This window comes from Streptomyces sp. NPDC030798, assembly GCF_055572275.1.
Genome location: NZ_JBVIDR010000006.1, coordinates 182,396 through 208,110 on the forward strand (window position 1 = coordinate 182,396; position 25,715 = coordinate 208,110).

General features: G+C 72.7%; 24 protein-coding genes and 1 pseudogene. 15 read left to right on the top strand and 10 right to left on the bottom strand.

The window, feature by feature from the left end:
- Positions 1 to 22 precede the first annotated feature (22 nt).
- Positions 23 to 835, top strand: a complete 813-nt coding sequence (locus tag ACZ404_RS16040) for a phytanoyl-CoA dioxygenase family protein (protein ID WP_468440140.1) — start codon at positions 23 to 25, stop codon at positions 833 to 835.
- On the top strand, positions 832 to 1,947 hold the full coding sequence (locus ACZ404_RS16045; RefSeq protein ID WP_468440142.1) for a zinc-binding dehydrogenase: 1,116 nt from the start codon (positions 832 to 834) through the stop codon (positions 1,945 to 1,947). Before ACZ404_RS16040 ends, ACZ404_RS16045 begins: the two co-directional genes overlap by 4 nt.
- Before the next feature lie 36 nt (positions 1,948 to 1,983).
- Here ACZ404_RS16045 and ACZ404_RS16050 read toward each other — a convergent pair whose 3' ends face one another.
- A complete protein-coding gene (locus tag ACZ404_RS16050; RefSeq protein ID WP_468440144.1) occupies positions 1,984 to 2,817 on the bottom strand; it encodes a helix-turn-helix domain-containing protein in 834 nt (277 codons plus the stop codon).
- 261 nt (positions 2,818 to 3,078) lie between these two features.
- Between ACZ404_RS16050 and ACZ404_RS16055 the strand changes: the two genes are divergently transcribed.
- Positions 3,079 to 4,251: an MFS transporter gene (locus ACZ404_RS16055; protein ID WP_468440146.1), complete on the top strand. Its 1,173-nt coding sequence runs from the start codon at positions 3,079 to 3,081 to the stop codon at positions 4,249 to 4,251.
- A 26-nt stretch (positions 4,252 to 4,277) separates the two neighbouring features.
- Here ACZ404_RS16055 and ACZ404_RS16060 read toward each other — a convergent pair whose 3' ends face one another.
- Entirely contained in the window at positions 4,278 to 5,126 is an 849-nt protein-coding gene (locus tag ACZ404_RS16060; protein WP_468440148.1) for a helix-turn-helix domain-containing protein, read from the bottom strand.
- Between the two features lie 143 nt (positions 5,127 to 5,269).
- On the opposite strand from ACZ404_RS16060, the gene ACZ404_RS16065 reads away from it, so the two are divergent.
- The 5 genes from ACZ404_RS16065 (at position 5,270) to ACZ404_RS16085 (ending at position 9,116) form a co-directional block, all read left to right on the top strand.
- Entirely contained in the window at positions 5,270 to 5,575 is a 306-nt protein-coding gene (locus ACZ404_RS16065) for a 4a-hydroxytetrahydrobiopterin dehydratase (protein ID WP_468440150.1), read from the top strand.
- Between the two features lie 4 nt (positions 5,576 to 5,579).
- Complete coding sequence (locus ACZ404_RS16070; protein ID WP_468440153.1) at positions 5,580 to 6,332, top strand: class I SAM-dependent methyltransferase; 753 nt, start codon at positions 5,580 to 5,582, stop codon at positions 6,330 to 6,332.
- A gap of 155 nt (positions 6,333 to 6,487) precedes the next feature.
- Positions 6,488 to 7,558 carry a zinc-dependent alcohol dehydrogenase family protein gene (locus ACZ404_RS16075; RefSeq protein ID WP_468440155.1) on the top strand — a complete coding sequence of 357 codons (1,071 nt, stop codon included), beginning with the start codon at positions 6,488 to 6,490 and terminating at the stop codon, positions 7,556 to 7,558.
- A gap of 21 nt (positions 7,559 to 7,579) precedes the next feature.
- Positions 7,580 to 8,254 (top strand): helix-turn-helix domain-containing protein, encoded by a 675-nt coding sequence (locus ACZ404_RS16080; RefSeq protein WP_468440156.1) that lies wholly within the window; start codon positions 7,580 to 7,582, stop codon positions 8,252 to 8,254.
- Between the two features lie 160 nt (positions 8,255 to 8,414).
- Positions 8,415 to 9,116, top strand: coding sequence for a CBS domain-containing protein (locus ACZ404_RS16085; RefSeq protein WP_468440158.1), 702 nt, complete (start codon positions 8,415 to 8,417; stop codon positions 9,114 to 9,116).
- A gap of 40 nt (positions 9,117 to 9,156) precedes the next feature.
- On the opposite strand, the gene ACZ404_RS16090 is transcribed toward ACZ404_RS16085, so the two are convergent.
- Together ACZ404_RS16090 and ACZ404_RS16095 are read right to left on the bottom strand one after the other, a co-directional pair.
- Positions 9,157 to 9,669, bottom strand: a complete 513-nt coding sequence (locus tag ACZ404_RS16090) for a DUF2231 domain-containing protein (RefSeq protein WP_468440160.1) — start codon at positions 9,667 to 9,669, stop codon at positions 9,157 to 9,159.
- Positions 9,670 to 9,770: 101 nt separating this feature from the next.
- Complete coding sequence (locus ACZ404_RS16095; RefSeq protein ID WP_468440162.1) at positions 9,771 to 12,434, bottom strand: cellulose binding domain-containing protein; 2,664 nt, start codon at positions 12,432 to 12,434, stop codon at positions 9,771 to 9,773.
- Between the two features lie 501 nt (positions 12,435 to 12,935).
- On the opposite strand from ACZ404_RS16095, the gene ACZ404_RS16100 reads away from it, so the two are divergent.
- Complete coding sequence (locus ACZ404_RS16100) at positions 12,936 to 14,411, top strand: cellulase family glycosylhydrolase (RefSeq protein ID WP_468440164.1); 1,476 nt, start codon at positions 12,936 to 12,938, stop codon at positions 14,409 to 14,411.
- 64 nt (positions 14,412 to 14,475) lie between these two features.
- Here the strand turns inward: ACZ404_RS16100 and ACZ404_RS16105 are convergent, their stop codons facing one another.
- Positions 14,476 to 15,252: a phytanoyl-CoA dioxygenase family protein gene (locus ACZ404_RS16105; RefSeq protein ID WP_468440166.1), complete on the bottom strand. Its 777-nt coding sequence runs from the start codon at positions 15,250 to 15,252 to the stop codon at positions 14,476 to 14,478.
- 123 nt (positions 15,253 to 15,375) lie between these two features.
- On the opposite strand from ACZ404_RS16105, the gene ACZ404_RS16110 reads away from it, so the two are divergent.
- Together ACZ404_RS16110 and ACZ404_RS16115 are read left to right on the top strand one after the other, a co-directional pair.
- Positions 15,376 to 16,236, top strand: coding sequence for a class I SAM-dependent methyltransferase (locus ACZ404_RS16110; protein ID WP_468440168.1), 861 nt, complete (start codon positions 15,376 to 15,378; stop codon positions 16,234 to 16,236).
- 166 nt (positions 16,237 to 16,402) lie between these two features.
- Positions 16,403 to 16,867 (top strand): annotated as a pseudogene (locus ACZ404_RS16115) (SDR family oxidoreductase).
- 48 nt (positions 16,868 to 16,915) lie between these two features.
- Here the strand turns inward: ACZ404_RS16115 and ACZ404_RS16120 are convergent.
- A complete protein-coding gene (locus tag ACZ404_RS16120) occupies positions 16,916 to 17,620 on the bottom strand; it encodes a glycoside hydrolase family 75 protein (protein WP_468440170.1) in 705 nt (234 codons plus the stop codon).
- 156 nt (positions 17,621 to 17,776) lie between these two features.
- On the opposite strand from ACZ404_RS16120, the gene ACZ404_RS16125 reads away from it, so the two are divergent.
- Complete coding sequence (locus tag ACZ404_RS16125) at positions 17,777 to 18,388, top strand: hypothetical protein (protein ID WP_468440172.1); 612 nt, start codon at positions 17,777 to 17,779, stop codon at positions 18,386 to 18,388.
- 102 nt (positions 18,389 to 18,490) lie between these two features.
- On the opposite strand, the gene ACZ404_RS16130 is transcribed toward ACZ404_RS16125, so the two are convergent.
- The 3 genes from ACZ404_RS16130 to ACZ404_RS16140 all read right to left on the bottom strand — a co-directional run bounded on the left by ACZ404_RS16130 (position 18,491) and on the right by ACZ404_RS16140 (position 22,369).
- A complete protein-coding gene (locus ACZ404_RS16130; RefSeq protein ID WP_468440174.1) occupies positions 18,491 to 19,327 on the bottom strand; it encodes an aldo/keto reductase in 837 nt (278 codons plus the stop codon).
- A 105-nt stretch (positions 19,328 to 19,432) separates the two neighbouring features.
- Positions 19,433 to 21,259, bottom strand: coding sequence for an AMP-dependent synthetase/ligase (locus ACZ404_RS16135; protein WP_468440176.1), 1,827 nt, complete (start codon positions 21,257 to 21,259; stop codon positions 19,433 to 19,435).
- Positions 21,260 to 21,499: 240 nt separating this feature from the next.
- Positions 21,500 to 22,369, bottom strand: a complete 870-nt coding sequence (locus ACZ404_RS16140) for a LysR family transcriptional regulator (RefSeq protein ID WP_468440178.1) — start codon at positions 22,367 to 22,369, stop codon at positions 21,500 to 21,502.
- Positions 22,370 to 22,537: 168 nt separating this feature from the next.
- On the opposite strand from ACZ404_RS16140, the gene ACZ404_RS16145 reads away from it, so the two are divergent.
- On the top strand, positions 22,538 to 23,572 hold the full coding sequence (locus ACZ404_RS16145) for a bile acid:sodium symporter family protein (protein ID WP_468440180.1): 1,035 nt from the start codon (positions 22,538 to 22,540) through the stop codon (positions 23,570 to 23,572).
- 121 nt (positions 23,573 to 23,693) lie between these two features.
- Here the strand turns inward: ACZ404_RS16145 and ACZ404_RS16150 are convergent, their stop codons facing one another.
- Positions 23,694 to 24,611 carry a quinone oxidoreductase family protein gene (locus tag ACZ404_RS16150; RefSeq protein ID WP_468440182.1) on the bottom strand — a complete coding sequence of 306 codons (918 nt, stop codon included), beginning with the start codon at positions 24,609 to 24,611 and terminating at the stop codon, positions 23,694 to 23,696.
- Between the two features lie 93 nt (positions 24,612 to 24,704).
- Between ACZ404_RS16150 and ACZ404_RS16155 the strand changes: the two genes are divergently transcribed.
- Positions 24,705 to 25,142 carry a MarR family winged helix-turn-helix transcriptional regulator gene (locus tag ACZ404_RS16155; RefSeq protein ID WP_468440184.1) on the top strand — a complete coding sequence of 146 codons (438 nt, stop codon included), beginning with the start codon at positions 24,705 to 24,707 and terminating at the stop codon, positions 25,140 to 25,142.
- A gap of 19 nt (positions 25,143 to 25,161) precedes the next feature.
- A complete protein-coding gene (locus ACZ404_RS16160) occupies positions 25,162 to 25,689 on the top strand; it encodes an isochorismatase family protein (protein WP_468440186.1) in 528 nt (175 codons plus the stop codon).
- The last annotated feature ends 26 nt before the right edge of the window (positions 25,690 to 25,715 follow it).

Genomic DNA, 25,715 nt, shown 5'->3' on the forward strand with positions numbered 1-25,715 from the left:
GAACGAACGAAGGAACACCGTCATGCCCTTGACCCAGCAGCAGGTATCCGAATACCACGACAACGGCTTCCTGCTCATGGAATCGCTTCTCGACGCAGCCGAGGTACGGCGGCTGACCGAGGCGTTCGAGCGCGACTGCGAGGTGACGGGCCCGCACCTCGTCACCGAGGACGGCGGCACCCAGGTGCGCGCCGTCTACGCCTCGCACCACCGGCAGCGGGAGTACGCCGGCCTGGTCCGCGATCCGCGGATCCTCCCGGCGGTGCGGCAACTGCTCCCCGAGGACGTCTACGTCTACCAGTTCAAGATCAACGCCAAGCCGGCCTTCGGCGGCGACAAGTGGGCCTGGCACCAGGACTACCTGGCCTGGCGGATCGCCGACGGCCTGCCCGCCCCGCGCCAGGTCAACATCGGCGTCTTCCTCGACGACGTCACCGAGTTCAACGGGCCGGTCGTCTTCCTGCCCGGCTCCCACCGCGACGGACTGGTGCACCGGGAGCGCAAGGCCGACGCCAGGTCGGCGCAGCACCTCGATCCCGACGACATCTCCCTGACCCCCGAGCAGCTCGCCACCCTGGTGGACCGGCACGGCATGACCAGCCCCAAGGGACCCGCCGGTTCGGTGGTGTTCTTCTCGCCCGAGATCGTGCACGGCTCCGCGCCCAACATGTCTCCCTGGGCCCGTCGCCTGCTCATCGCCACCTACAACGCCTGCTCCAACCCGCCGCGCCCGCACGGCGAGCCCCGGCCCGAGTACGTGGTGTGCCGCGACACCGCGCCGCTGCGGCCGTCGGCCCACCGCTTCACCGACGCCCTCGGGATGGTGACCGCGTGACCGGACGAACCGGCCGTACCGGACGGGCCGTGGTGCTGGAGCGGTTCGGCGCGCCGCCCGTGCTCCGCGAGTTCCCCGTGCCCCCGGCACCCGCGGGCGGGATGGTCCTCGAGCGTCTCCACGGCGGCATCTGCGGCACGGACCTGCATCTGCAGCAGGGCCATCTGCCCATACCGACGCCGCTCGTCCTCGGCCACGAGGGATACGGCACCGTCCTCGAACTCGGCGCGGACGGCGGACGGGACGCCCTGGGCGCACCCCTTGCGGCGGGCGACGCGGTGATGTGGGCCTCCTCCATCGCCTGCGGCCTGTGCCCGCCGTGCCGGCTGCACCGGGAACCCACCCTCTGCCAGAACCGGCGCACCTACGGCGTCAACCGCGCCCTCACCGGCGAGGCGGCCCTGTCGGGCTCCTGGGCGGACCACATCGTCCTCCAGCCGGGCACCACCGTGGTGCGGGCGGCGCCGGGGGTGTCCGCCACGGCGGCGATGGCCCTGGCCTGCGCCGGCCCCACGGTCGTGCACGCCCTCTACGAGCGGCGGCCCGTGCGCCTCGGAGAGACCGTCATCGTGCAGGGCAGCGGACCCGTCGGGCTGGCCGCGGCCGCCTTCGCCCAACTCGCCGGGGCCGCACGCGTCGTCGTCATGGGCGGCCCCGCGCGGCGACTGGCCGCGGCGGCCGCCGCGGGCATCGGCGACGTGCACCTGGACATCGCCGGCGCCACGGACCCCGAGGCGGTGCTGCGTGAGGCGCGCGCCGCGGCCGGCCCCGACGGTGCCGACCTGGTCATCGAGTGCGCCGGGGTCCCCGACGCCGTGGCGCAGGGCCTGACCCTGGCCCGCAGAGGCGGCTCCTACCTGGTCATCGGGCAGTACACCGACGCGGGCGAGACCAGGCTCAACCCGCACCAGATCGTGTACCGGCAACTCGACGTGACCGGGTCCTGGGCCTTCACCGGCGCACACCTCGTGGAGTACGTACGGCTGCTCCCCGCCCTCACCGCCCGGTTCGACCTGGAGAGCCTGGTGACGGTCCACCCGCTGGAGCACCACGCGAAGGCCCTGGCCGACGTCGCGGCGGGCACCGCCCTGAAGGCCGTACTGGCCGGCTGACCGGACCCGTCCCGCGCGCGACCGGCGGCCCGGGGCTCACCCCCGGCCCCGCAGGCGGCGCAGCGCCTCCTCGGAGCCCCGGTCGTCGGGCAGGTAGGCCAGGAAGTGATGACCGGGCTCGTCCACCGCGGCCAGCTTCACGTACCGCAGGCGCAGATCGCCCACCACGGGATGCCGGAAGCGCCGTACCGAGGGCTGGAACCCGGCCGTCTCACGACGCCCGTACCAGCGGGCCGCGTCACCGTCGGACAGCAACTCCTCGACCAGTTCGGCGAACCGGGGATCGTGCGGCCGGCGGGCGGCCCGGGACCGGAACTGGCCGAGCAGCGCGCGGGCCTCACCCTCCCAGTCCGCGAGCAGGGTCCGGGCCGGCGGCCACCGGAAGACCAGCCAGAGGAGGTTGCGCTGCTTGGGGTGCAGCCGCGCCGGATCGGTCAGCAGCGCGGCGTATCCGTCGTTCCAGGCCAGCAGGTCCCAGTGCGGGTCGAGCACCACGGCCGGGTGCGGTGCCATGGCCTCCACCAGGCTGAGCAGGTTCCGTGACACCCAGGTGGGGGCGTCGGCGGGCGGCCTGCTCTCCGCCACGAACGACAGCACGTGCGCCGTCTCGGCGGCGTCCAGGCGCAGCGCCCGCGCCACCGCGCGCAGCACCTGCTCCGAGGTACGCACCCGGCCCTGCTCCAGCCACGTGTACCAGGAGACGCTGATGCCGGCGAGGTCCGCCACCTCGGCCCGCCGCAGCCCCGGGGTACGGCGGCCGGGGGCGTCCGGCAAGCCCACCGCCCCCGGCCTCAGCCGCTCCCTGCGGGAGCGCAGGAAGGCCCCCAGTTCGCGGTGCGGGAACCGGTCCGGGGGCGTGTGCCCCGTCATCGCGCCTCTCCTCCGGACAGCGGGCGCCCGCCCGGACGCGGGTGCCGCCCTGTCGATCCTGCCGCCACCAGGCACGACGCCGGACCGGCAGGCTGTCAGTGATGGTAATAGGCAGCGGTCTCCGCCCCGAGAGCCCCGGTGCTGAACTGGGTCCCGGACCGCCTCCGTTCAGGCCGGTCCGTCCTCTGACGACCCGACGACCCGACGACCGTTCCTGGCCAACCGTTCTCGTCGAAACCTCTCGGAAGGAGCATCCACGCCGTGACCACCACCGCGTCGGCACCGGCGGCGACCTTGCCCACGTCCTCCCTGCGGCTGCTGCGCACCGCTGGATTCGTCAGCAACTTCGACCGCTTCTGCATCGCCCCCATGCTGGTTCTCATCGGGCCACGGCTCGGCGCCCCGCTGCCCACCGTGGTGCTGGCCGCGAGCGGCTACTACCTCGCCTACGGCCTGATGCAGCCGGTGTGGGGCGTGGCCAGCGACCGATGGGGGCGCGTGCGGGTGATGCGGGTGTCGCTCACCGGCGCGGCGCTGGCCGCCCTGGCCTCGGCCCTCGCGCCCGACGCCCCCGTGCTGATCGGTGCCCGCGCCCTGGCCGGGGCGTTCTTCGCCGCTTCCATCGCCGCCTCCCTGACCTACGTGGGCGACACGGTGCCGGCCGCGATACGGCAACGACCCCTGAGCGAGCTGATGACCGCCTTCGCGCTGGGCACCGCCGTGGCCACGGTCGTCGCCGGGGCGCTGGCGCACTATCTCAGCTGGCGGGTGGTGTTCGCCCTGCCCGGTGTCCTCGCCGCCTACCTGGCGGTGGCACTGCGCCGCCTGCCCGAGCCCGACCGGGCACGCCCCGCGTCGCTGCTCGCGCCCTTCCGCGTGGTCCTGTCCGCACCGTGGCAGTGGTACGTCATGGCCGTGGCCCTGCTCGAAGGAGCCGTGCTGCTCGGCTTCCTGACCTACCTCGCCCCGGCCCTCGAGGCACGGGGGGTCCCCACCACCCTGGCCGGCGCGGTCGCGGCCCTCTACGGGGTCGGCTCCATGACCGCGGCGCAAGTGGTCAAGCGGCTCGTCGGACAGTGGTCCGCGGTGCGCCTGATCGTGGCCGGCGGCGTCCAGATGGCCGTCGCCTACCTGCTCGCCGGGTGCAGCCAGTCCACCGGTTCACTCGTCGTGGTGGCGCTGCTGCTGGGCGGCGGCTGGTCCTTCATGCACTCCACGATCCAGTCGTGGGCGACGGCCCTGTCCCCCACGGCGCGGGCCACGGGCGTGGCCATGTTCGGCGTCGCCCTCTACGTGGGCAGCGCCCTGGCCAGCGCCCTCGCCGCCGCCACCGCCCAGGCGCACGCCTACCGGTCCCTGTTCTGGCTGGCGGCCCTGCTGACCGTCCCCCTGACCGCGGCCGCGGCCCTGGGCCGAGCACGCTACCGGGGCTGACCCGGGTCGGCTGCGAACGAGAGAGCCTAACCGCCCATCGTACGAAGGTACTTGCTGGTCGCCGGGTCGGCGGGCAGGAAGGTCTCGATGGCGAGTTCCGCGACCGTGAGGTCCATCGGGGTGTTGAACGTGGAGATCGACGACACGAACGACAGGATCCGCCCGTCGTGCTCGATCCGCAGCGGCAGCGCGAAGTACGGCACCGGCTCGGCCGGTTCCTCACCCGGCGCCTGCGCCGGCACCGGATACGCGGCCACCTCCTCGTACAGCGCGCGCAGCCGGTCCGAGCGGTGCAGGGCGAGCTGCCGCTCCATCTGGTCCAGCAGATGCCCCCGCCACTCGCGCAGATTGCGGATGCGCGGCGCGAGCCCCTCCGGGTGCAGGGTCAGCCGCATCGCGTTCGGCGCCGGCGCCATCAGCTTGTCGGGCACCCCCTCCAGCAGCATCGCGACGCCCCGGTTGGCGGCCAGCACCGTGTACCCGGCGTCGACCACCAGCGCCGGACACGGCTCGTAGCCCTGGATCAGCCGCTCCATGCCCTCGCGCAGCGCGTCCAGAGCCGGATCCTCCAGCGGGGTCTCCGGATAGTGCGGGGCGTAACCGGCCGCCAGCAGCAGGGCGTTGCGCTCACGCACCGGCACGTCCAGGTGCTCCGCCAGCCGCAGCACCATCTCCTCGCTGGGCCGGGAGCGGCCGGTCTCGACGAAGCTGATGTGCCGGGCGGAGGAGTCGGCGCGCAGCGCCAGCTCGAGCTGCGAGACCCGGCGCCGCTCCCGCCAGGCGCGCAGCATCGGCCCGACGCCCCGGTCGGCGGGCACGGTGGCGGAGGTGGTGGCGGAGACGGCGGCGCGGGAACCGTTCGCGACAATGGCCATGGCGTCCACCGTAGTCAACTCGACGCGACCGGCGCGCGCTCCGCGGCGGTCGCCCGCGCGGCGGCGTGCGCGGCGGCCCGGAGCTGGGCAGGCTGAACAGGTACCCGCGCCGTGTGGATGCCGTGTGGAAAGGGAGACAGGTCATGCCCGTCGAACCGCTGTCGCAGAAGGAGATCGAGGACCGGCTGGCCGAGCTGCCCGGCTGGTCGCTGGACGGGGACCGGCTCACCCGCTCCTACCGGCTCGGCTCGCACTTCGCCGCGGCCGCCCTGGTCGTGCACATCGCCCAGGTCCAGGACGAGCTGGACCACCACTCCGACCTCACCCTGGGCTACAACACCGTCTCCCTCGCCGTACACACCCACAGCGCGGGCGGCGCCGTGACCGAGAAGGACTTCGCGCTCGCCCGCAGGGTGGAGGACATCGCCCCGGGCCACGGGACACACTGAGAGCGTGCTGGACTACGACAGGGAAGCCGCCGCCTACGACACCTCGCGCGGCGGCGAGCCCCGCGCCGAAGCGGCCGCCACGGCCGTCCTCGCCCTCATACCCGACCGGCCGGGCCGGCTCCTCGACGTCGCCTGCGGCACCGGGATCGTCACCCGGCGCCTGGCCGCCGCCCGGCCCGGCCTGCTCGTGACCGGCGCGGACCTCGCCCCCGCGATGGCGCGCCGGGCCGCCGCCCGCCTGCCCGGTGCCATCGTGCGCGCCGACGGCCGCCGCCTGCCCTTCGCCGGCGCGGTCTTCGACGCGGTCACCAGCATCTGGCTGCTGCACCTGCTGACCGACCCCGCCGACGTCCGCGCCGTCGTCGCCGAGTGCGCCCGCGTCCTGCGGCCCGGCGGGGTGTACGTCACCACCGTCGACAAGGCCGCCGCGCACGACGTCGGAAGCGACATCGACGCCGTCCTCGCCGACCGCCCCCGCCGCCCCGCCGCGGACGGGGCGGAAACCGTCGCCGCACACACCGCGGACCTGGGCCTGATCCCGGCCGGCGCGGCCTCCTTCCCCGGCCTCGGCCAGGGCCGCAGCCCCCGCGGCACCATCGCCGACCTGCACCGCGGCTGGTTCACCCAGCTGCCGCCCGGCGATCCGCGTACCGAGGACTTCGCCGCCCGCCTGGCCCGCCTCCCCGACCAGGACCGGCGCCGCCCCGACCCCGTCTTCCAGCTCCGCGCCCACCGCAAGCCCGCGGACGGCGCCTGAGCCGGGCGCGGCCGCCCCTTCCGGTCGGGAGTGCGGGCCGGACGGCCCCGTGCGGGACCCCGCCGCCCCGGGCAAGCTGGACATGAGGGGCGGTTCCGGCACCCCGCCGGACCACCGCTCCCGCGGCGGACCGACTGAAGAGGGTGAGGAACGCCATGAAGGGCTTCGTCTTCCACGGTCCAGGACAGGCCGCCTGGCAGGACGTCCCGGACCCCGCCATCAAGGAACCCACCGACGCGATCGTCAAGGCCGGCGCCGTCACCATCTGCGGAACCGACCTGCACATCCTCAAGGGCGACGTGCCCGAGGTGCGCCCCGGCACCGTGCTCGGTCACGAGGCGGTCGGGGAGATCGTCGAGATCGGCGGCGACGTGCGCTCCGTGCGGCCCGGAGACCGGGTGCTGCTGTCCTGCATCACCTCCTGCGGCCGGTGCCGCTTCTGCCGGGACGGCTCCTACGGCCAGTGCCGCGACGGCGGAGGCTGGATCCTCGGCCACCGGATCGACGGCACCCAGGCCGAGTACGTCCGCGTCCCCCACGCCGACCTGTCCGTGCACCCGCTGCCCGGCACCCTGCGCGACGAGGACGCGGTCCTGTTCGCCGACATCTTCCCGACCTCCTACGAGGTGGGCGTCCTCAACGGGCACGTACGCCCCGGGGACACCGTCGCCGTCGTCGGCGCCGGCCCCGTCGGACTGGCGGCGATCGCCACCGCCCGGCTGTTCGCGCCGGAGCGGATCATCGCCGTCGACCTGGCCCCGGCACGGCTGGAGGCCGCCCGGCGGCTCGGCGCCGACGCCGTGGCCGACGTCCACGAGGCCCCCGGCCAGCTGGTCGCCGACCTGACCGACGGGCTCGGCGCGGACGTGGTCATCGAGGCGGTCGGTTCGCCGGAGAGCTTCGAGCTGTGCACCCGCGTGGTCCGCCCCGGCGGGCACGTCGCCAACATCGGGGTGCACGGCGGGCCGGCCACGCTGCACCTCGAGGAGCTGTGGAGCAAGAACGTGACCATCACCACCGGCCTGGTGGACACCTACAGCACGCCCACCCTGCTGCGGATGGCCGCGACCGACCGGCTGCCCACCCGGCACCTGGTCACCCACACCTTCCCGCTGGACCACATGGAGGAGGCGTACGAGGTCTTCGCCAAGGCCGTCGAGACCGGCGCGCTGAAGGTGGTCCTCGGCGGGGAGCAGCACGCGGAAGTCGCCGTTCCCGCGGCCTGACCCGGAAGGAGCGTGACGGCCGTGACCGGACCGACGCGAGGGCACGCGGCGACCAAGGTGGCGCCCGGCGACCTGGGCCGCCGCCTGGCTGCCCGGCGGGCACAGCTCGGACTGACCCGACGGGAGGTGGCCGCGCGCGCCGACATGGCCGCCAGCTACCTCGGCTATCTGGAGGAGCACGCCGGGGCCGGTCCCGGCATCGGGGCGCTGATCAGGCTGGCGGAGGCGCTGGAGACCACCGTCACCGAGCTGACCGGCGGCGCCGTCGAGCTGCCGCCCGGCCGCCGGCGCGCCGCCCGCGCACCGCGCTTCACCGAGCTGGAGCCCGGGGAGTGCCGGGCGCTGCTGGGGACGCACGGAGTGGGCCGGCTGGCCGTGTCCACCACCACGGGCCCGGTGATCGTCCCCGTCAACTACAGCGTCGTCGACGATGCGATCGTCTTCCGGACCGCCCTCGGCACGACACCGTCCCTCGCCTCCGGCCGCCCGGTGGGCTTCGAGGTCGACCGCATCGACGACGCCTTCAGCGAGGGCTGGAGCGTCCTGGTCCGCGGCCACGCCCGCACGGTCACGGACCGGCGGGAACGGCAGCAGTACACCGACCAGGCGTACAGCGCCCCGTGGGCGGGCGGGACGCGGGACGTGTGGGTGCGCGTCGAACCGCACAGCGTGACCGGGCGCCGGATCGCGGTCTGACCGCGCCCCCACCACCGACCCGGCACGACGGAGCGACACCGCGGGGGATCGGTGCCGCTCCTGACTCAACTGTCCCCCCTCGCGCCCCGTCGCACCAGTGCCGTCCGGCCCCATGGCCCGGGTCCGGACGTCCCGGCCGCATTCGAGCAAGGAGGACCCCATGACCGGCACCCCGGCCCACGTGAAGGACGTGATGACCCACCGGGTCCTCGCCCTGCGCACGGGCGCGGCCTTCAAGGAGATCGCCGAGGCCCTGCGCGCGTGGCAGGTCAGCGCCCTGCCGGTGCTGGACGACGCCGGCCGGGTCGTCGGTGTCGTCTCCGAGGGGGATCTGCTGCGCAAGGAGGAGTACCGCGACACGGACACCCGCGAGTACCGGGACCTGCGGCATCTCGCGGAGGTCCGCAAGGCGGAGGGGGTGACGGCGGGCGACCTCATGACCGCCCCGGCCGTCACCGTGGGGCCCGACGCCGCCCTCGGCCACGCCGCCCGCCTCATGGCGCGAAGCGGCGTCAAACGGCTGCCGGTCGTCGGTCCGGACGGCACCCTGGAGGGCATCGTCAGCCGCTCCGACCTGCTGAAGGTCTTCCTCCGGGAGGACGAGGACATCGCCGAGGACGTCCGGCGCGAGGCCGTCGCACCCCTCTTCGGCACGCACGCGGCGGCGATCCGGGTGGAGGTGAGCGACGGCGTCGTCACGCTCACCGGCCGGGTCCCGGACACCGGCCTCGTCCCGCTCGCCGCCCGCCTCGCGCGGGCCGTGCCGGGCGTGGTGGACGTCCGCAGCGCGCTGGCCGGCCCGCCCCGCCGCCCGGACCTCGACCCGGACCTGCCGGACACGGACCGGGCCGCCACCCCCTGAGGATCGGAGCGTGGCGGCCCGGTGCCGGGGCGGGCGACGGTCAGTCGCCGTCCTTCGCCCCCTGCGCCGTCTTCGAGTAGGCGTCGTGCCAGGCCGCCTTCGCCCCGGAGTCGCCGATCCGGTACACGTCCACCACCGCTCCCGCGGCGACGGCCAGCGACAGCACGCCCACCACGATCCGCACCGGAAGCGCGGACCAGCCCCGGCCGCCGCCCCGTCCCGGCTCCGCCTGGCCGCGCCGGGCGGCCCACCACACGAGCGCCGCCAGCACGAACAGGCCCAGCGCCCACGGCAGCAGCCCGTCGCCCAGCTCGGTGTGCCGGCGCACCAGCGCGTCGTCCTGCACATGACGCTCCAGCCACTCGCCCGCCTGTGTCGTCAGCGGCACGCTGATCAGCGCGACGAGCGCGAGCCCGGGCAGCAGGACGCCCAGCCGCCGGGCGACGCGCGGCCACAGGGCCGCAGCCACCAGGGCCAGCGCGGTCAGCGGTATCAGGACGACGACCACGTGGACCAGCAGCACATGGGCCGGCAGACCGTTGATCAGACTCATCGGGACGCTCTCCAAGGGGGTCGGGGGCGCGTCAGCCTGGCACAGAAACCTCTCAGTTCCCTCTCAGAAGCAGGCCCTGGGCCAGGCGCTTTCCGGACGGATCAGGTCACCGTGCAGGCCTGGTCACCGAGCTTGAACGACGCCGGTTTCGTGTTGCCGCCCGACCAGCTCCCGGTGAAGCCGAAGTCCACGGACGAGCCCGCCGCCACCGTGCCGTTCCAGCTCACGTTCTTCGCGGTCACCGAGGCGCCCGACTGGCCGTAGTCGGCGTTCCAGAGCTGGGTGATCCTCTGTCCGTCGGCGAAGCTCCAGCCCAGGGACCAGCCCGACCACGCCGTCGACCCCGTGTTGGTCAGCTGCACGTCGGCCTGGAAGCCGCCCGCCCACTGGTTGGTGACCCTGTAGCCGACCGAGCAGGCACCCGAGGGCGGCGGACCGTCGCCGCCTCCGCCGCCGCCTCCGTCGCCGCCGGTGTCCGACGTGTCGCCGTAGATCACGCCCCGGCCGTCGGTCGAGACGTACACCCGCCCGTACACCCGCGGGTCACCCGTGATCGCCCCGCCGGTCCAGCCCCACTGGTGCGCGTCGTCGTTGATCCGGGTCCAGCTCGCCCCCTTGTCCGTCGACCGGAAGATGCCGCGGACACCGCCGATCTTCGCGCTGGTGTAGAGCGTCTGGTACGACGCCCCGCTCGCCGCCTTGCCGAAGCCGATGGTGTCGGCCTGCTCGACGTTCGCGAGCCGGGTGAAGTTCGCCCCGCCGTCGGTGGAGTGCCACAGGCCGTACGCGCCGTCCGTCGCGCCGCCGGCGAGCCACACGTCGCCCTTGGTGCCGGGCAGCGCCTTGAAGCGGACGCTGTCGCCGCTCGGCAGGCCGTTCGCCGAGGACGCGGTGAATGTCGCGCCGCCGTCCGAACTGACGTAGAACCTGCCCGACTTGAAGCCGTAGAACGTCTTCGGGTCCACGCGGTCCGACTCCACGAGGGCGCCCGCCGGGATGCCGCTCGCCGCCGCCCAGGACGAGCCGAAGCCGGTCGTGTACTGCACGCCCGCGCCCTGCGGGCTCCAGACGAACCGGCTGCCGTCCGCAGCCGCCGCGACCGTCCCGCCGCCCGAGACACCCGACGGGTCGCTCCCGCCGAACCAGTTGGCGCCGTTGTCGGTGGAGAACGCGATGTGCGGACCGGAGTCCAGGTTGCCGACGCGGACCACCGTGTCGGGGTTGGTCTCGGCGAAGTCCAGGCTGGTGGTCGTGGTGAAGGTGGGGGAGGTGTACATCATCGACGGGACCTTGGCCAGGTCCGTGTGCCGGAAGCCGCCGATGTCCCCGAGGGCGCTGAAGAGCTGGGCACCGCCGGAGGGAGGAGCGGCGAGGTCGTTCACCGCCGTCTCCTCCAGGCCCTGCACCATCGGCTTGACGGTGAACCGGCCCCCGCTGTCCCACTGCGTCAGGTTCTCGGTGCCGTAGAGCGTCGCGCCCGTCCCGTACATCATCCGGTCGGAGTCGAACGGGTCGATCTCCAGCGACTCCGTCATCCAGCCGAGCTTCGGCGCCTGCTCGGGCGGCTGCGGGTTCGCGCCGAACGTCAGCCACGGGGAGGACGACACATCCATCGTGTAGCGGTTCGAGCGGTTCGGGTACGACGTGTAGTCCCACGCCTTCGTCCAGGTCGCGCCGCTGTCGGTGGAGCGGAGGATCTGCGTGTCCGGCCACCAGGAGCTGTACGCCGTCGCCATCACGGTGCCGGGATGCTGCCGGTCGACGGTCAGCCCGCTGAAGCCGTAGGACGTGTCGGCCTCCGCCACCGGGCTGATGTTCGTCCAGGTGCCGCTCGCGGTCGCGTACCGCCACAACTGGCCCTTGCCGCCGTCGTACGGGCCGCCCTTGTCGCTGTAGGCGAGGTAGAGGTAGCCGTTCTTCGCGTCGAGCACGCCCTTGTGGGCCAGGTAGCCGGTGGGCTGCCCGGCGAGGCGGGTCCACGTCGCGCCGGCGTCCGTCGAGCGGTACACGGCGTTGTCCTTGTCGGCGACCCCCACGTAGATCGTCTTCGTGGCGCTCCCGGAGGTGCCGGCCGACTCGTCGAAGGTGACCCAGACGACGCCCTGGTTGTCGGAGGCGTACCCGGTCGCATCGGTGGGATCCTGCTGGTAGTTGCCGGGGTTGGGGAAGCCGGTCACCTGCGACCAGGTCACCCCGGAGTCCGTCGACCGCCACAGCCCCTTGCCGCTGGGCGCCCCGAGGTACAGCACGCTGTCCTTGTTCGGGTCGATCGCGAGCCGCTCGCCCATGCCCCGGCCGGGCATGTTGCCGCCCAGCTTGAACGGAAGGTCCGTCTTCTGCCAGCTCGCACCCCGGTCGACGGAGCGCAGCACCGCGCCGTTGCCGGGGTCCCAGCTGTTGGTGTACGTCCCGACCGCCGCGTACACCTTGTCGGGGTTCACCGCGTCCGAGGCCAGGGAGACCACGCCGGTGTGGCCCCAGTCGGTCCAGCCGACGGAGTCCAGCAGCGGGGTCCAGGTCTTCGTCGACTGCTGCCAGCGGTAGGCGCCGCCGATGTCCGTGCGGGCGTAGACCAGGTTCTTCTCGGAGCGGTTGAAGACGATCCCGGGGACAAAGCCGCCCCCGTCGATCCGGGCGTTGTGCCAGGTGTAGGTGTCGGCGGCGAGGGGTGCCTTCGCGGTGGGGGCGGCGACGGCGGGCGGGCTGCCCGCCAGGAGGCCGGCCGCGAGGGCCAGCACGGCCGTGAGGATACGGGTTCTTCGCACGGTGGGGTCCTTCCGTGAGGGGAAGACGCGAGCGCCGGGCGGTCCCCGGTACCAGTGGTGACCGCCCGGCGTTTCGGCCCGGCCGTCAGGTGACGGGGCCTGCGCACGCAGAGCCTTCAAGCGGTTCCGCGGGAACGACCGTCGCCGCCGGCACCTCCGGCCAGTGCGATGTCCGCCTGGGCCCAGAACCGGTGGTAGGTGCCCTTGCGTCCGGGATCCATGTGCTGGTTCCTCCTTGCGGCTTGCGGCTTGCGGCTTGCGGCTTGCGGCTCGGGGGAAGTCAAGACTTGAACCAGTGGGAGCGCTCCCATAGTGAGGACGGCCCTGTGAACGGTCAAGGCGTTTGAAGAGTCGAAAAGATTCGACGGATCCGGTTGAGGAAAGTCACGCAACTCCCCTGTGCAATCCGGCCACTTGCCGCTACGTTCCTTCGCACCAGTGGGAGCGGTTCCAATCAGTCGACGCGTCCGTCACGGCGCGCCAAACTGCAAGGAGTCGCCCATGCGACACCCCCCGCGTTCAGTACTTCTAGCCGTCGCCGGTGCGGTCGCGCTCGTCTCGGGCGCGGTCCTGCCGGTGGTCACGGCCGAGGGAGCCACGCCCGCCTGCACGGTGGAGTACGCCGTCACCAGCCAGTGGGACAGTGGCTTCCAGGGCTCCGTGAAAATAACCAACAACCAGGCTGATCTGAGCAGTTGGAAGCTCACCTTCGACTTCGCGGACGGCCAGAAGGTCACCCAGGGCTGGAACGCCAAGTGGTCCCAGTCCGGCACCACCGTGACCGCCGCCAACGACAGCTGGAACGGCTCCCTCGGCACCGGCGCGAGCGTCGGCGCCGGCTTCCTCGGCTCCTGGTCGGGGAGCAACGCCGTACCGGCCTCGTTCAAGCTCAACGGCACCACCTGCAACGTCGACGCCGACCCCACGACACCCCCGCCCACCGACCCGCCGCCGTCGACCGGCACCGCGCCCGCCCTGCACGTGTCCGGCACCAAGCTCGTGGACGCCGACGGCAGGACCCGCCGCTTGCTCGGCGTGAACCGCTCCGGCGGCGAGTTCATGTGCGTGCAGGGCTACGGCATCTGGGACGGACCCGTGGACGACGCGGCGATCAAGGCGATCGCCGACTGGAAGGCCAACGCGATCCGCATCCCGCTCAACGAGGAGTGCTGGCTGGGCCTGTCCCACATCAAGCCCGAGTACGCCGGCGCCAACTACATCAACGCCGTCAAGGACCTGGTCACCCGCGCCGAGGCGCACGGACTGACCCCGATCCTCGAGATGCACTGGTCCTACGGCCAGTACACCGGCAACTCGGCCGGCTGCTCCGACGTGCACGCGACCTGCCAGAAGCCGATGCCCGACGCGCAGTACGCCCCGTCCTTCTGGTCCTCGGTCGCCGGTACCTTCAAGGGCGACCAGGCGGTCGTGTTCGACCTGTTCAACGAGCCCTACCCGGACCGGGCGGCCTCCAGCACCACCGACGCCTGGAAGTGCTGGCGGGACGGCGGCACCTGCCCCGGGATCTCCTACGAGGTCGCCGGCATGCAGGACCTCGTCGACGCCATCCGCGGCGCCGGTGCGAAGAACGTCGTCATGGCCGGCGGGCTCGCCTACTCCAACGACCTCGGCCAGTGGCTGACCTACCGGCCCACCGACCCGGCCGGCAATCTCGCCGCCGCGTACCACGTGTACAACTTCAACACCTGCTCCACGGAGAGCTGCTGGAACTCCACCCTCGCCCCGGTCGCCGCCCAAGTACCGCTGGTGGCCGGTGAGATCGGGGAGAACACCTGCTCGCACTCCTTCGTCGACCGGGTCATGAAGTGGTTCGACGACCGGAACCTGTCCTACCTCGGCTGGACCTGGAACACCTGGGACTGCTCCTCCGGCCCCTCCCTGATCTCCGCGTACGACGGCACGCCCACCGCGTACGGCGCCGGGCTGCGCGACCACCTGCGCGCCCTCAACCCGTAGACCTCGACGGACGACAGAAGGAGCCCGCAACTGATGTTCGCGACGCCGTGAGGGTCCGCCGGGGTCAGCCCTCTCGGGCCAGTCCCCGGCGGATCGCGGTCTCGACCGGCGAGTAGTCGCCGTCCGGCCGCCGAAGCTCGCACGGGACGGCGGGCATCAGCGGCGGCTGGGCCATGAAGCGGGGGCGCGTGCCGTGGTGCGGTTGCGCCGCGTGCACCAGGAACGGGTGACAGAGATAGACGTCGCCGGGTCTGCCGGTGGCGTACGCGAGCGGGCGGTGCGCGGAGGCCTCGACGACCTGCGGGGCGATCTTCAGCATGGACACGCCCTCCTCGCCGTACGGCTCCAGTACGGGCGGGATGTCGAGGTGCGAGCCGACCCGGATGCGGGTGGGTGCGTCCCGCTCGGTCACCTCGGAGAAGAGGAACAGCATCAGCAGGGCGCGATCGCGCGAGCGCAGGCTGGTGTGGTACCAGCGCGACTCGACGCCTTCCGGCAGAAAGCTGCCCTCGATGTGCCAGCCCGCGTCGTCCGGCTCCTCCTCGTGCGGGAACCGCAGCGGAAAGCTCCCGAGGGAGTAGCGCGGCATCCAGCGTCCCTCACCCACCAGCAGGTCGAACGCCTCGTGCAGCACGGGGGAGTTGGCGGCCGCGGCGAACGGTCCCTGGGCCATGCCGCCCACCCACACCACCGGGTCCTTCCAGGTGCCCGGGTCCGTGGGGTCGTACCCCGTCTCCCGCCACAGCAGCCGTGCGCAGTCCTCGGCGACCCGAGGCGCGAACGCCCCCTCGATCTTCACGAACCCGTCTTCGACGAAGCGATCCACCAGTGCGTTGTCCACCGGCCCATCGTGGTCGCTCCCCCTCCTCACGGCATCCCGTTTTTTGCCGCTACGGCAACGTCGCTGGCCCGCGCCCGGTGTGCCGTCGCACGCTGACCGCAGACCGAGGAGAGGCTGACCACCATGGCGCACCACCACGACACCGACATCGACTGGAACGAGATGGCCCCCCTGCTGGAGGCGCAGGCGGAGCTGTTCAGCCCTGTCTACGAGCGGGCGATGGCCTGGCTGGCGAAAGAGGTGACCGAGCCGGGGCTGATCGTCGACGCGGGGAGCGGGCCCGGCGTCGTCTCCTGCCTGTTCGCCGAGGCCTTCCCGGGCGCCCGGGTCGTGGCCGTAGACGCCAGCGCGCCGTTGCTGGAGCGTGCCCGCGCCCGCGCCGCACGCCTGGGGGTGGCCGACCGCTTCGACACCGTCGCCGGTGAACTGCCGGGCGTGTTGGACGAGTTGGACTACCCGGCCGACCTGCTGTGGGCCAGCCGCAGCCTGCACCACCTCGGTGACCAGCGAGCCGCGCTCGCCGCGTTCGCCGCCCGGCTGGCCCCCGGCGGCACCCTGGCCATCCTGGAGGGCGGCCTGCCCACCCGGTTCCTGCCCCGCGACCTCGGCTTCGGCCGGCCCGGACTGCAGGCGCGGCTGGACGCGCTGGAGGAGGAGTGGTTCGCCCGCATGCGGGCCGACCTGCCCGGCTCCGTCGCCGAGACCGAGGACTGGCCGGCGCTGCTGGCCTCCGCCGGGCTGCGGCACCCCCGCACCCGCAGCTTTCTGCTCGACCTGCCCGCCCCGGCCACCGACCGGGCCCGCGCCTACGTCACCGCGACCCTCACCCGGCTGCGGGACGCCGTCGGCGAGGAACTCGACGCCGAGGACCGGGCCACGCTGGACCGCCTGCTGGACCCGTCCGACGGGGCGAGCGTGCACCACCGGCCGGACGTGTTCCTCCTGGGCGCATACACCGTTCATACGGCGGTGCGGCCGGTGTAAGTGCCGTCGGAGCGTCGGCACTCGACTTCGAGAGCTCTCCACGTGATGGACTCTCCGGCGTTCATTCACCGCACAGGGGGACCCTCGTGAACGACTCTCGGGTCGCGCTCATCACCGACGGGGGTGGGGGTCCCCCCGCTCGAGCGAAGCCGAGAGTGGGGGAGGTATTGGTGCCGCCGTGGCCCGGCAACTGCTGGATGCCGGTTGGCGGGTGACCGCCACCGGGCGCGGGGAGGCCAGGTACCGAGATGGTGCTCACCAACGTCCTCGGCCCCGCGTTCCTCATCCGTGCCTCCGTCGAGGCGCTGAAGGAGACGCGGGGCCGGATCGTGCTCGTCGGCAGCGTCGCCGACTTCGTGCCGACGCCGGGCAATCTCTACGGCGCCACCAAGCGGGCGGTCACCGGACTCGCCGAGAACGCCCGGCGCCAGGTCACCGAGTTCGGCATCGGCGTCACGCTGGTGGCGCCGGGCCGGGTGGAGACGCCGTTCTGGGACGGTCACGGCAGCCTGCTCCCGGGACGTCTGCTGACCGCCGACCAGATCGCCGACTCGGTGGTGTGGGCCCTGCGGCAGCCGGCCGGGGTCGCGTCAACACCGCCGTCGTACGCCCCGTCGGACAGCCCAACTGACGCGGCGGCGGTCCCGCCCTCAAGGCCACCGGCTCAGGCCCCACCGGCTCAGTTCTCGGCGAGGAACTGCCGCGCCAGCCGGTCGCCGAGGGACACCGCCGCGCTGTGGCTCTCGATGGGGGAGACCTTGGAGTTCTTGAACAGGATGTAGGTGACCCCGGAGTCGGCCCCGCCCGTCGCCGGGTCGGGGTCGATGCCGAGCGCCTTGGCGGTGGCGTACGACGCCTCTCCGATGATCTTCGTGGGGCCGGTGTCGCCGACGACGGCGTACTCCACCTTGTTGTGGTAGATGACGGCCACCACGCCGCCGCCCTTGATGCCGGCGCCGGAGTAGTTCCAGATGCTGCTGGAGCTCGGGACCACGACGTACGGCAGCGACTCGGCCCGCAGCGGCCGGCCGTCGGACTGGTGGAAGGCGGTGTCGTCCTGGTACCAGGGGTCGCGGTCCTCGTTGCAGTTGGCGGTGCGCTGCCCGTCGCAGTCGATGTCCATGTCGGCCTTCCAGAACACCGCGCCGTTCTTGCCGCACACCGGAACCGTCGCCGACGTCTCGTCGTCGGTCTGGTACTTGCCGTGCGAGATCTGGGAGCAGGACGTCACCTTGGCGAGCAGGTCGGCGGCGCTGACCGAGCCCTCCTGGGTGGTGGTCGGGCCCTTGGCGGGCGCGGAGGTGGAGGCGTGGGCGGGGAGCACTCCGGCTGCGAGGAGGGCGGCGCCGGAGGCCGCGACGAGGGTCAGTGAACGAAGGCGCACGGTGGGGGACCCTTCTGTTAGGAAACTTTCCTTACCGGGCGCGTCCAAGGTGGCCCATATGCATGTCCGCGTCAAGTCTGGGAACAAGCCGCGCTCTTTTGCGGGTGTTCGGCCCCGGGAGAAGACTGGTGGTGTCGAACCGGGAGGCGAAATGTCATGTTCGTACGCACCCTCTTCGTGACCGGCGACCCCGCGAAGATCGACACGGCTGTCCGGGCGCTCAACAACGAGGGCCGGGAACTGCTCGAGGAACGCCCCGGCTACCTCGGCTCCGGGGTCTACGTGGACCGCGAGCTCGGCACGCTGCTGGGCACGAGCTGGTGGGACTCCGAGCACGCGCGGCGCAACAGCGACGAGGTCATGAGCGCACACCGGGAGGCGCTCCTGGAGCCGTTCGCCGGCACCCTGACGGTGGAGAACTACGAGGCGGTGGTGGTCCATCCGGTCCAGGCACCGCGGATCGGCGGCGGACTGCGCGTCACCCGCGTCGAGTTCGACCCCGCGGACACCGACCTGTTCGCCGAGACCTTCCGCTCGACCGTGATCCCGCGCCTCGACGCCCTGCCCGGTCTGGCCCGGGCCGCCCTGCTCGTCGACCGGCAGCGCGGCAGGGGGCGGGTCGGCGCCCTGTTCGTCGACCGCGCGTCGATGGCGGCCTCGCGGGCCGGCCAGGCGGCGGCCCGGCACGAGGGCGCCGCCAAGGCGCATGTGCGCGTCACCGGCCTGGAGGAGTTCGAGGTCCTCCACTCCGAGGTACGCCTCGACTGACGCCTCCCGTAGGCGCGTTGACGCCGGGCGGTGGGGTGACGTGCGACGGCCGCCCGAACCGTGGCTCGGGCGGCCGTGCGCGACGCGTCGGACGAGCGGGCGTCAGACCAGGTCGAACGTCGCCGGGTCCGGGCCGATGCGCCGGTCCTCGTTCAGGGCGCTGATCGCCGCGAGGTCCTCGTCGTCCAGGCTGAAGTCGAACACCTCGATGTTCTCCTTGATCCGCGACGGCGTCACGGACTTCGGGATCACGACGTTGCCGAGCTGGATGTGCCAGCGCAGCACGACCTGCGCCGGGGTGCGGTCGTGCTTCCGCGCGATCGCGACGATCGCCGGCACCTCCAGCAGGCCCTTGCCCTGGCCGAGCGGCGACCAGGCCTCGGTGGCGATGCCCTGCTCCGCGTGGAACTCCCGCGCCGCGCGCTGCTGCAGATGCGGGTGCAGCTCGACCTGGTTGACCGCCGGGACCACGGAGGTCTCGTCGATCAGCCGCCGCAGGTGCTCGGGAAGGAAGTTGGAGACGCCGATGGCCTTGGCGCGGCCGTCGGCGTACAGCTTCTCGAACGCCTTGTAGGTCTCCAGGTACGTGTCCCGGGCCGGCAGCGGCCAGTGGATCAGGTACAGATCCACGTGGTCCAGGCCCAGCTTCTCCAGCGACGCGTCGAACGCGCGCAGGGTGGCGTCGTACCCCTGGTCGCTGTTCCAGAGCTTGGTGGTGACGAAGATGTCCTCACGGGGCAGGCCGGAGGCGGCGATGGCCTTGCCGGTGCCCCTTTCGTTGCCGTAGATCGCCGCTGTGTCGATGCTGCGGTACCCGGCCTCGAGCGCCGTGGCGACGGCCCGCTCGGCCTCGTCGTCCGGCACCTGCCAGACGCCGAACCCCAGCTGGGGCATCTCGACGCCGTTGTTGAGGATGATCGGGGGGACCTTGCTGCTCACGAGCTTGTTGATCCTTCGGTTGTGGACAGGTGGTACTCCCATCGTCAACGATCACGGGCCGCGATGCATTCCTGAACACGGAATCCGCACCGACGGATCCGCGGCTCAGGCCCGGTACAGGGCCTCGACCTCGGCCTCGTAGGCCTTCTCGATCGCCTTGCGCTTCAGCTTCAGCGACGGCGTCAGCAGGCCGTGCTCCTCGGTGAACGGCTGGGCCAGGATGCGGAAGGTGCGGATCGCCTCGGCCTGCGAGACAAGGGTGTTGGCGGCGACGACCGCCCGCCGCACCTCGGTCTCCAGATCCGGGTCGCGCACCAGCTGCACCGGGCTGAGCCGGGGCTTGCCGCGCATCTGCAGCCAGTGCTCGACGGCCTCCAGGTCGAGGGTGACCAGGGCGGCGATGTAGGGGCGGTCGTTGCCGACGACGATGCACTGGTTGACCAGCGGATGGTCGCGGACCCGCTCCTCCAGCACACCGGGGGAGACCGTCTTGCCGCTGGAGGTGACCAGGATCTCCTTCTTGCGGCCGCTGATCGTCAGATAGCCGTCCTCGTCGAGGGAGCCGAGGTCACCGGTGGCGAGCCAGCCGTCGTGCAGGGTCTCGTCGGTGGCCTTCTGGTTGTTCAGATAGCCCTGGAAGACGGTCCCGCCGTGCAGCCAGATCTCCCCGTCGTCCGCGATGTGCACGGTGACGCCCGGGATGGCCTGGCCGACGGTGCCGTAGCGGGTGCGCTCGGGCGGATTGGCGGTCGCCGCCGCCGTCGACTCGGTCAGACCGTAGCCCTCGTAGATCTGCACGCCCGCGCCCGCGAAGAACAGCCCCAGCCGGCGGTCCATGCCCGAACCGCCGGACATCGCGTTGCGGATCCGGCCGCCCATCGCGGCGCGCACCTTGGAGTACACGAGCTTGTCGAACAGCTGGTGCTGCACGCGTAGACTCGCCGACGGACCGGGCCCGGTACCCCAGGCCTTGGCCTCGACGGCGTCGGCGTACTTCACCGCGACCTCGACGGCCTTCTCGAAGGGGCCCGCCTTGCCCTCCTTCTCCGCCTTGCGCCGGGCCGCGTTGAACACCTTCTCGAAGATGTACGGCACCGCGAGGATGAAGGTCGGCCGGAACGCGGCGAGGTCGGGCAGCAGCGCTGCCGCGTTCAGCTGCGGCTGGTGGCCGAAGCGGACCCGGCCGCGGATCGCGGCGACCTCCACCATCCGCCCGAAGACATGGGCGAGCGGCAGGAACAGCAGGGTGGAGGCCTCGTCGCCCTTCTTGGAGTGGAAGACCGGCTCCCACCGCTCGATGACGGTGTCCGCCTCGATCATGAAGTTCCCGTGGGTGAGCACACAGCCCTTCGGGCGGCCCGTGGTGCCGGAGGTGTAGATGATCGTGGCGATCGACTCCGGGGTGACCGCCTGCCGGTGCCGGTGCACCACCTCGTCGTCCAGGTGCGCGCCGCTGTCGTAGAGCTCCTGCAGACAGCCCGCGTCGAGCTGCCAGAGCTGGCGCAGCCGGGGCAGCCGGTCGATGACGGTGGCGATGGTCATCGCGTGGTCCTCGTGCTCCACGATCGCCGCCGACACCTCGGCGTCGTAGAGCATCCAGAAGCACTGCTCGGCCGAGGACGTGGGATAGATCGGCACGACCTGGGCACCGATCGTCCACAGTGCGAAGTCGAACAGGGTCCACTCGTAGCGGGTGCGGGACATGATCGCGACGCGGTCGCCGAAGCGCACGCCCCGGGCGAGCAGGCCCTTGGCCAGGGCGAGCACCTCGTCGCGGAACTCGCCGGAGGTCACGTCCCGCCACTGCCCGGAGGCTTCCTTGCGGCCGAGGGCGACGGCGTGCGGGTCGGTCCGGGCATGCTCGAAGACGACGTCGGCCAGACCGCCGAGCGGCGGCGCCGACGCCAACGGCGGGTTGGTGAACTCGCGCAAACCTGGCTCCCGATCCTCGCTGCTTGGTCAGGCCCCTGATGCTCGGCAGCGCCGTGAAAGCTACCCCACCCGTTGGCCGGACGGGAGGGGTACGGAAACCGAGCAAAGCTCACGTTCTTCCCGCATGACGGCCGGAAAATGCCCGCACATGGGGAAGGGCCGGACACAATACTGACGAGTCAGTAAGTTCCGGTACCGTAATCTCCACCGAATCTGTACGCACCGATTACGGCCTGCGCCTCAGCCGCTTCGCCGACGCAGTCGCTCGCCGCCCGCCAGGATCGCCGCCGCCAGGGCGCGCGCGGCCGGCTCCGCCGTGGTGGGGCGGTGGCCGTGGGTGAGCGCGAAGTCGACCCTGCCCAGCTCCGGCAGGCCGGCCCGGTGCGGCACGCGGAACAGGCCCGGTGGGACGAGCCGGCGCGAGTGGGCCATGACGCCGAGGCCGGCGCGGGCGGCGGCGATCAGACCGTTGAGGCTGCCGCTGGTGCAGACGATCCGCCAGTCCCGCCCCTGGGCCTCCAGGGCCTCCAGCGCGCGGGCGCGGGTGATGCCGGGCGGGGGATAGACGATCAGCGGGACCGGGCGGTCGGCCTCCAGGCGCAGGTGCTCGGAGCCGATCCACACCAGGTCGTCGCGCCAGACCAGCTCACCGCGCGGACCCTGCGGGCGCCGCTTGGCCAGCACCAGGTCGAGCTTTCCGTCCGCGAGCTGCTCGTGCAGGGTGCCCGACAGCTCCACCGTCAGCTCCAGATCGACCTCGGGATGGTCGTGGCGGAAGCCCTCCAGGATCTCGGGCAGGCGGGTGAGGACGAAGTCCTCCGAGGCGCCGAAGCGCAGTCGGCCCCGCACCCGGGTGCCGGCGAAGAAGGCCGTCGCCTGCTCGTGCACCTCCAGCAGCCGGCGGGCGAAGCCCAGCATGGCCTCGCCGTCCTCGGTCAGCTCCACCGAGTGGGTGTCCCGGGAGAACAGCCGGCGGCCGGTGGCGTCCTCCAGCCGGCGCACATGCTGGCTGACCGTGGACTGGCGCAGGCCGAGCCGCCGGGCGGCCTGCGTGAAGCTCAGCGTCTGGGCCACGGCGAGGAAGGTGCGCAGCTGTGTGGGGTCGTACATGACGGGAAGCCTAGCCCCGGCCATCGCAGATCATGATGACAGTCAGAGCGGTATGCCGGATTCCCGATCGGCGGGCGGAGGAGGACGATGGAGGGGGATCCCGGGGATCCCGCGGGCCGCACGCCCGACGCACGGCAACAGGTACCGACGAGCAGCAAGTGGAGCACCGTGAAACGCCTGCAGTGGCCGAGCTGGATGCCGATCGACCCGTACATCGTGCTGCTGGTCGCCACGGTGGGGCTCGCGGCGCTCTTCCCGGCCCACGGAACCGGCGCGCACGTGGCCTCCGGGGCGTCCACCGGCGCGATCGCGCTGCTGTTCTTCCTCTACGGCGCCCGGCTCTCCACCCGCGAGGCGCTGGACGGGCTGCGGCACTGGCGGCTCCACGTCACCGTACTGGCCTGCACCTTCGTCGTCTTCCCGGTGCTCGGGCTGGCCGCCCGGGGCCTGGTGCCGGTGCTGCTGACCCAGCCGCTGTACCAGGGGCTGCTGTTCCTCACCCTGGTGCCGTCCACGATCCAGTCGTCGATCGCCTTCACGTCGATCGCCCGCGGAAACGTGCCCGCCGCCATCTGCGCCGGCTCCTTCTCCTCCCTGGTCGGCATCGTCGTCACCCCGCTGCTGGCCGCCGCCCTGCTCGGCAACAGCGGCGGCGGGTTCTCCGCCGACTCGCTGGTGAAGATCGTGCTGCAGCTCCTGGTGCCGTTCGTCGCCGGGCAGGTGCTGCGCCCCTGGATCGGCGGCTTCGTCGCCCGGCACAAGAAGGTCCTCGGCCTGGTCGACCGCGGCTCCATCCTGCTGGTCGTCTACACCGCGTTCAGCGAGGGCATGACCCAGGGCATCTGGCACCAGGTCAGCGCCGTGCGGATGGGTGCGCTGCTCGCTGTCGAGGCCGTCCTGCTGGCCGTCATGCTCGGGCTGACCTGGTACGGCGGCCGGGCGCTGGGGTTCGGGCGGGCGGACCGGATCGCCCTGCAGTTCGCCGGGTCGAAGAAGTCCCTCGCCTCCGGGCTGCCGATGGCGAGCGTCCTGTTCGGCGCCCATGCCTCCCTGGCCGTGCTGCCGCTGATGCTCTTCCACCAGATGCAGCTCATGGTGTGCGCGGTCATCGCCAAGCGGCGCGCCCGCGACCCCGAGGAGACCGCGGAGCGGTCGGCCCCGGAGGCGGTGCAGGGGCAGCCGGAGCACCGGGTCCTGCGCTGACCGCGGCCGGCTTGCCCCACGGCCTGTCCGGCGGATCGGGCCGGCTTCGAAGAAGGGCACCATGCCGCCGCAGCTGGGCGTGCCGGACCCCGCGACCCCGGCATGATCCGCCGGACAGGCCCTACGGGCGCAGCACGACCTTCCCGAGGTTGCGCCGGGTCTCGATCGCCTCGTGCGCCGCCGCCGCGTCCTCCAGGGGGAACTCACCGTGGACGGCCGGCCGCAGCGTGCCGGCGGCGAACAGGCGCCACAGCTCCTGGCGCCACTGTTCGTACAGCTCCGGCCGGCCGCGGGCGATCAGCGCCATCTGGAAGCCGATCACCGACTTGGCGCCGACCAGCAGGTCGTACGCCTGGATCGTGCCGCCGCCGGAGCTGTAGGCGACCAGCCGGCCGTGCGGGGCCAGTGCGGCGAGGGCAGGGGTGAGCAGGGCGCCGCCGACCGCGTCCAGGACGCAGTCGACGGGGTCTCCCCAGCCGTCGTCGCCGTACCGGACGCAGGCGTCGGCCCCGAGTGAGCGGACGAAGTCCGCCTTGGCCGGATCGGAGACGGCGCCCACCACCCGGCCCGCCCCGCGGGCCCGGGCCAGCTGTACCGCCAGGTGCCCGACCCCGCTCGCCGCGGCCGTGACCAGCACCGCCTCGCCCGGCACCGGACGCGCCGCCTCCAGCGCGCCGAACGCCACCAGGCCGCTGCGCACCAGCGCGACCGCGTCGACGCAGGTGGCGCCCTCGGGCACCGGGGAGGCCATGGCCTCCCGCAGGAGGGCGTAGTCGGCGTACCCGTGGCCGAAGCACAGGCCGGTGACCCGGTCGCCGGCGCGGTACCGGGTCACCCCCTCGCCCACGGCCACCACCTCGCCGGCGAGCTCGCCGCCCAGCGGGATCGGCTCGGCGGCCTCGGTGACCTTGCGGACGACGGGCAGGGTGACCCCGACCGCCTCGCAGCGCACCAGCAGCTCACCGGCGCCCGGCTCGGGCACGGCCACCTCCTCCAGGAACAGGGGACCGCCGGCGGACTCGTACCGGACACGACGCATGCGCAACCTCCAGGGCAGGAAAGTCGTTGGGAGTCCCAACGATATCGGGAAAGTCGTAGGGAAGTCCAACGATTACTCGGTAGGCTGCGCGGCATGCCCGAAGCACCCCTCCCCGCCATCCGCTCCCTGCCCAGCTGGCTCCTCGGCCGGGCCGCCGCGCGAGGCCGCGCCCTGGTCGCCGAGGCCCTCGCGGCCGAGGGCATGAGGATGTGGCACCACGTGGTCCTCTCCGCCGTCCGCGACCTCGCCCCCCTCGCCCAGGCCGACCTCGGCCGCAGCGTGGGGCTCGACCCCAAGGACCTGGTCGGCGTCCTCAACGACCTGCAGTCCGCCGGCCTCGTGCTGCGCGCCCCCGACCCGCACGACCGGCGCAAGAACGCCGTGTCCCTCACGGACGAGGGCACCCGGCTGCTCGCGCGCTGCGAACGGGCCGCCCGGGAGGCGAACGACGCGCTGCTCGGCCCCCTGTCGACGGCCGAACGCGAGCAGTTCATGGGCCTGTTGATCCGGATTTCCGGCACGGACGGCTGACGGCGGCTAACGTTCCGTCATGACCGCAGCTCCCGTGCTCGATCCGCAGCGCACCGCCCTCGTCCTCGTCGACCTGATGGACCGCATCGTCGCGCTGCCCCTGGAACCCCGCAAAGGCACCGACGTGCTCGCCGCGGCCGAGGAACTGGCGGCGGCCTTCCGTTCCGCCGGCGCGCTCGTCGTGCTGATCCGGGTCGAACGCCCCTCGGCCGCCGAGCAACCGCCCGGCAGTGCCCTGGTGGCGGGGCTGTGCCGGGAGGGGGACCTCGAGGTGGTCAAGCGCACCATCGGCGGCTTCCAGGGCACGGACCTCGACGAGCGGCTGCGCGAGCGCGGCATCCGCACCCTGGTGTTCGGCGGCATCGCCACCAACCTCGGCGTCGAGTCCACCGCCCGCGCCGCCGCCGACCTCGGCTACGAGCTGGTCTTCGCCGAGGACGCCATGGCCGCCTTCACCGCCGCCGAGCACGAGGCGTCGGTCCGCCTCGACTTCCCCCGCCTCGGCACGGTGACTAGGGCGGCGGACCTGCGCCTCGGGACCGTCTGAGCGCATACGCCGGTCGCACCCCGCGC